4 protein-coding genes and 2 rRNA genes are annotated in these 6,381 nt (G+C 50.4%); 5 read left to right on the plus strand and 1 reads right to left on the minus strand.

Annotation, left to right across the window (positions count from 1 at the left end; all coding sequences use genetic code 11):
- The first annotated feature begins 77 nt into the window (after positions 1 to 77).
- A 5S ribosomal RNA gene (gene rrf / locus BZG74_RS15300) occupies positions 78 to 193 on the plus strand.
- 304 nt (positions 194 to 497) lie between these two features.
- Here the strand turns inward: rrf and bamD are convergent.
- Entirely contained in the window at positions 498 to 1,223 is a 726-nt protein-coding gene (gene bamD, locus BZG74_RS15305) for an outer membrane protein assembly factor BamD (protein WP_069362000.1), read from the minus strand.
- A 198-nt stretch (positions 1,224 to 1,421) separates the two neighbouring features.
- Here bamD and rluD point away from each other — a divergent pair, with 198 nt between their 5' ends.
- The 4 genes from rluD to BZG74_RS15325 form a co-directional block, all read left to right on the plus strand.
- Positions 1,422 to 2,396, plus strand: coding sequence for a 23S rRNA pseudouridine(1911/1915/1917) synthase RluD (gene rluD, locus BZG74_RS15310; RefSeq protein ID WP_077773333.1), 975 nt, complete (start codon positions 1,422 to 1,424; stop codon positions 2,394 to 2,396).
- Complete coding sequence (gene pgeF / locus BZG74_RS15315; RefSeq protein ID WP_077773334.1) at positions 2,396 to 3,118, plus strand: peptidoglycan editing factor PgeF; 723 nt, start codon at positions 2,396 to 2,398, stop codon at positions 3,116 to 3,118. The genes rluD and pgeF overlap by 1 nt, the downstream gene beginning before the upstream one ends.
- 77 nt (positions 3,119 to 3,195) lie before the next feature.
- Positions 3,196 to 5,772, plus strand: a complete 2,577-nt coding sequence (gene clpB / locus BZG74_RS15320; RefSeq protein WP_077773335.1) for an ATP-dependent chaperone ClpB — start codon at positions 3,196 to 3,198, stop codon at positions 5,770 to 5,772.
- 460 nt (positions 5,773 to 6,232) lie between these two features.
- A 16S ribosomal RNA gene (locus tag BZG74_RS15325) occupies positions 6,233 to 6,381 on the plus strand; the annotation flags it as partial.

Here is a 6,381-nt window from a genome sequence, read left to right on the forward strand (position 1 = left end):
AAGAGGTTTTGGGTTGGACTTAAAATAAGCCAGTTGATTGTGGCGAGAACGAACAGCTTTCTAGATTACCGAATTTGCTTGGCGACCATAGCGCTTTGGACCCACCTGACTCCATGCCGAACTCAGTAGTGAAACGAAGCAGCGCCGATGGTAGTGTGGGGTCTCCCCATGTGAGAGTAGGACATCGCCAGGCTTTGAATACAGTTGCTTAAAGCAAAGAGATATAAGCCTTTAATTAGCAGAACACCAAGCCCTGACCTCACGGTCAGGGCTTTTTTGTGTCTATAGCAAGATGTCACGCGTCTTGATTCAATAACTTACCGCTTCAAACCCTCTAAACCGTTATACATCGACAAGCGTGTGGTTGTTCTCACTCAGCGCTGAAGCTGAGCGTTGATTACAATTATACTCGACGAAGCTTTCTTGGCGCCGCCGATCTATAGATATAAAAAAACCTCCTTGGCGGAGGTTTTTATTAGCAAGCTTGTTAGCCGCTATTACGCTGGATTCTTAGCGATAAGTTTTCTTGTTCGCTCTGCCGGTTCTTCGAGTCCGAGTTTTTCATAGGCTTTAAGCATCAAGGGTAACGATGCGCGTGCTGCTTCTGTATCAGGGAAGTCACGCTGCAACGCCTGGCAACGGTTAACCGCGGCAACCCATGCTTCGCGACGGATGTAGTAATCAGCGGCGGCGAGCTCATAGTTAGCAAGGCGGTTTTTCAATGCGGTCATCCGCGCTTTGGCATCTGCGGCATACTCACTGTTGGGATAGCGTTCAAGTAAGCGACGAAAATCGGCAAAGGCTTTACGTGCTGGTTGCGGGTCTCTGTCATCCCGCTCCATACGTAGGATGTCGTGAATGAGGCTACGATCTTGGCCCATATGGACAAGACCACGCATATAAACCACCCAGTCACTTTCTGAGTGCGCTGGGTGCATACGCATAAAACGATCAATCGTGGCTTCGGCCAAAGCTAAGTCATCATTTTTGTAATATGCATAAATAAGGTCCAGCTGCACTTGATCAGAATAAGCACCAAAAGGATAGCGTGAATCCAGTGCTTCAAGCTTTTCAATCGCGGTTATCCAAGCCCCTTGATTTAACTGCGCTTCAGCATCCTGATACAGTTTGGATGGCGGATCGTCTTGAACGACTTGGTCGTTGCTTGAACAACCGGCGAGTAGAGAGGCTGCGAGTAGCGCAGTCAGGGTTAGGCGTTTCATGGGTTATCGCACTTCCTTGAAAAGTTTTTATGCCATCTGGATTACGGTCGCAGCGGCAAACAGATACAATGTCATTATTCCGGCTATTTTATCCAGTGACAGGCGACTATAGCAAAAGGCGTTTGCAGGCGATATGCCAAGCGCCACTATAACGACTGTCGCAAGGGTTTAGTCATAGAAATCACAGAAAAGTTCGATATGGCACAACAGATAGAGTTATCCCATCAGATCCAAGATCATCAACTAGGTCAGCGGCTCGACCAAGCTATCGCTGAGCTGTTTCCTGACTACTCGCGCTCTCGGATTAAAACCTGGATCCAAGCCGGTCAGGTGTCACTCAATGGCGTGGCTATTGATAAACCGCGTCAAAAAGTGATGGGAGGGGAAAACGTCGAGATCACCGCGGAAATCGAGGACGATGACCGTTGGATCCCGCAAGATATTCCATTGGACGTGGTTTTTGAAGACGACGACCTGTTAGTGATCAATAAACCTGCAGGACTTGTAGTGCATCCGGGAGCGGGCTGTCCAGACGGCACCTTGCTCAATGGCTTGTTATATCGGTATCCCGCAATAGCAGATGTGCCTCGAGCAGGGATAGTCCATCGTTTGGACAAAGACACTACTGGCTTGATGGTGGTCGCCAAAACGATCCCGGCACAAACACGTTTGGTGCGTGCGCTACAGAAGCGGAAAATCACCCGTGAGTACGAAGCGATTGCGATTGGCAATATGACCGGTGGTGGTTTGGTGGATAAGCCGATTGGCCGCCACGCAACGAAACGTACCCACATGGCGGTGCATGAATTAGGTAAGCCCGCGATCACCCACTACCGTGTGGCTGAGCATTTTCGTGGTCACACGCGGTTACGTTTGCGCTTGGAAACGGGCCGGACGCACCAGATCCGAGTCCATATGGCTTATTTAAACCACCCTTTAGTGGGCGATCCGCTATATGGTGGCAAGGCTAAACCACCTCGTCATGCCGATGATGAGCTCATCCAATGCTTACGCCAATTCCGGCGCCAGGCGCTACATGCGGCCATGCTACGTTTAGATCATCCCGTCACTGGCGAGCAAATGGAATGGCATGCACCGATTCCAGATGACATGGTCGCACTGACTGAGCTGCTAAGGGATGATCAAAGCCAATATGGAGAAGAGGAATACTGATGTGCTACCTCCAGCCCGATTGGCCAGCCCCAAGCAATGTACGTGCGCTGACGACCACGCGTGTTGGTGGCGTGAGCCATGGGCGCTTTTCGGGTTGGAACTTGGGTATGCATGTTGGCGACACACCTGATGATGTTGTAAAAAACCGACTGCTACTTGCAAAGCAGGTCGGAGGCGATATTACCTGGCTGGACCAAGTACATGGCACGCAGGTCGCGTGCCTTCCAAGTGAGGACCCTCATCCCAAGGCAGATGCGGCCTTCGCCGAAACAACGGGCCAAGTCTGTACCATCATGACGGCTGATTGTTTGCCAGTACTTTTTTGCAGTGACGATGGTCAGCAAGTCGCGGCGGCCCACGCAGGTTGGCGCGGATTATTACATGGTGTGCTGGAATCAACATTATCGATGTTTGAGGAACCAAGCCGATGCCTCGTTTGGCTGGGGCCTGCGATTGGTCCCCAAGCTTTTGAGGTGGGAGAAGATGTGTATCAGGCATTTACCGCTTTGTCACCGGAAGCCAAGGTCGCCTTTATGCCTACTGACAACCACAAGTACTTCGCTGATCTTTATATGCTCGCGACGCAACGACTTAGGCAGGTAGGTGTGACAGCGATCTATGGGGGAGGGTTCTGTACCTATCAACAAGCTGACCAGTTCTATTCATATCGACGAGATGGGCAAACAGGCCGGATGGCAACCTGCATCTGGCGGGTGAAATAAAATCGACAAAGGTGCTTGAAAAGCGCTTCAATCGTGCCCATTTATTCATCAATTAGAGGTGTTAAGTGGGAGGAACTATGCGCCTTGACCGATTCACGAGTAAATTTCAAATTGCGATATCTGATGCGCAATCACTCGCATTAGGGCGAGATCACCAATACATCGAGCCTGTTCACTTGATGAGCGCGCTCCTGAACCAAGACAGCAGTGCCATCCGCCCGTTATTGACCATGTTGAACGTGGATGTGAGCCAGTTGCGTTCCAGTCTTTCTGAGTTATTAGACCGCCTACCACAAGTCACTGGCACGGGTGGCGAAGTACAGCTTTCAAACCACCTAGGCACGCTATTTAACCTGTGCGACAAAATCTCGCAAAAGCGTAAAGATAAATATATCTCGTCAGAGCTTTTTGTTTTGGCTGCGGTGGAAGACAAAGGCCAGTTGGGAGATCTGTTGCGTAGCCACGGGTTGACGTCGCAAAAGGTAGAAGAAGCGATAGAGAAAGTCCGTGGCGGCCAGCAAGTCGATGATCCGAATGCGGAAGAGAACCGTCAAGCTCTTGAAAAATTCACCATCGATCTTACTGAGCGTGCAGAGCAAGGCAAGCTGGACCCTGTCATTGGCCGTGATGATGAAATCCGTCGTACGGTGCAAGTGTTACAACGCCGCACCAAAAATAACCCAGTGCTGATTGGTGAGCCCGGTGTAGGTAAAACCGCGATTGTCGAAGGGCTTGCTCAACGCATTGTGAATGGTGAGGTGCCAGAGGGGCTTCGCAGTAAACGCGTTCTTTCTCTTGATATGGGTTCATTAGTTGCAGGGGCGAAGTATCGAGGTGAGTTTGAAGAGCGTCTAAAAGCGGTACTCAACGAGCTTGCCAAAGAGGAAGGCAATGTCATCCTCTTTATCGATGAACTGCACACTATGGTGGGCGCAGGCAAAGCCGAAGGTGCCATGGACGCGGGGAATATGCTCAAACCTGCTCTTGCACGCGGTGAGCTACATTGTGTGGGGGCAACCACGCTGGATGAGTATCGGCAGTATGTGGAGAAAGATGCTGCATTAGAGCGTCGTTTCCAAAAAGTGTTGGTGAGTGAGCCGAATGTCGAAGACACGGTGGCCATTTTGCGAGGCCTCAAAGAGCGTTATGAATTGCATCATGCGGTAGAGATTACCGACCCGGCTATCGTGGCTGCTGCGAGCTTATCACACCGCTATATTGCCGATCGGCAACTGCCAGATAAAGCCATCGATCTGATTGACGAAGCTGCTTCCAGTATTCGGATGCAAATAGACTCAAAGCCAGACTCACTCGACAGGCTTGAGCGTCGTATTGTGCAACTGAAGATAGAGCAGCAAGCACTGGAAAAAGAAGAAGACAGTGCGAGCCAAAAGCGCTTAGAAACGCTTCGCGACGAGTTAGAAGCAAAAGAGCGTGAGTACGCAGAATTGGAAGAGGTCTGGAACACTGAAAAAGCTGCCGTGTCTGGTGCACAACACATTAAAGCAGCCTTAGAGCAAGCACGTACTGACATGGAAATCGCACGTCGAGCTGGTGATTTGAGCCGGATGTCAGAGCTGCAATACGGAAAAATCCCGGAGCTTGAGAAGCAGCTGGATCTTGCCAGTCAGGCAGAGATGCAGGAAATGACGTTGCTTAAAAACCGTGTCACGGATGCGGAGATCGCAGATGTCATTGCACGCCAGACAGGTATTCCAGTGTCGCGCATGCTGGAAAGCGAGAAAGAAAAGCTACTTAAAATGGAGTCAGCGCTTCACGAGCGTGTGGTTGGCCAAGATGAAGCGGTCAGTGCTGTCGGCAACGCCATTCGTCGCAGCCGAGCGGGCTTGGCGGATCCGAACCGCCCTATCGGTTCATTCCTCTTCCTAGGGCCAACGGGAGTGGGTAAAACCGAGCTATGTAAGTCACTCGCCGAGTTTATGTTCGATAGCCGAGATGCCATGGTTCGGATTGATATGTCCGAATTTATGGAGAAGCATTCCGTGGCTCGCCTTGTGGGTGCACCTCCAGGCTATGTGGGCTATGAAGAAGGTGGCTACCTGACCGAAGCGGTGCGCCGTCGTCCTTACTCTGTCATTCTGCTCGACGAGATAGAGAAAGCCCACTCGGATGTGTTTAATATCTTGCTACAGGTGCTGGATGATGGTCGCCTGACGGATGGTCAAGGCCGCACCGTCGACTTTCGCAATGCGGTGGTGATCATGACGTCAAACCTTGGGTCGGAGCAGATTCAGGCGCATTTCGGTGAATTGGACTATGCGGGTATAAAACGCACCGTGATGGAAGTGGCTGCCAATCATTTCCGTCCAGAGTTCATCAACCGAATCGATGAAGCGGTGGTTTTCCATCCATTAGCTGAAGACCACATCAAAGAGATTGCAGGTCTACAGATGCAAGAGCTCGCCCACCGTATGGGCGAAAGAGACTTTAAGCTTGAGGTCTCAGACGCAGCCTTGGCAAAAGTCGCTAAAGGTGGTTTCGATCCTGTCTATGGTGCGCGTCCATTGAAACGTGCTATCCAGCAGACGATTGAAAATCCACTCGCTCAGCAAATTCTAAGTGGCGAGCTTGTTCCTGGGCGGCCTGTTTTCCTTGATGTTGAAAACGACCAAATCATCGCAAAACAGGACTAATAAGAGCTTACGGAACGAAAGCCACCAGTTTTAGGTGGCTTTCTGCCTCGTTTTAGGGTGGAAATGCTCACTAACAATGCACTTTGTTGGGTTTTTGTTCGTCTGGAAAGTTTTTCTTAAAAACCCCTTGCGTCACAAAATTACCTCTCTATAATGCGCTTCTCGTTGGCACGGCAAACCGCGCTAACAACGGCAAAACAGCCAAGCAAACAAAACGCTTGACTCGATGCCAAAGTGGCGTAAAATGCCACTCCCGCTCAAAATTGGGCGTCGCTCTTTAACAATTTGACCTATGCAATCTGTGTGGGCACTCGTTGAGAATAGACAAAAAGATTTATTCGATGAACTGAGTGACCAAACGACAACTTTATAGTTGTTCGGCACAGTCAATTCGTTTKTCTCTTCGGAGAKAAACAGTAATCAGTATTCATTGAGCAGTTTCTACGGAAAYACCAAACTTAAATTGAAGAGTTTGATCATGGCTCAGATTGAACGCTGGCGGCAGGCCTAACACATGCAAGTCGAGCGGAAACGGCAGCATTGAAGCTTCGGTGGATTTGCTGGACGTCGAGCGGCGGACGGGTGAGTAACGGCTGGGAACCTGCCCTG

Source organism: Salinivibrio sharmensis, from assembly GCF_001995985.1.
GTDB lineage: Bacteria > Pseudomonadota > Gammaproteobacteria > Enterobacterales > Vibrionaceae > Salinivibrio > Salinivibrio sharmensis.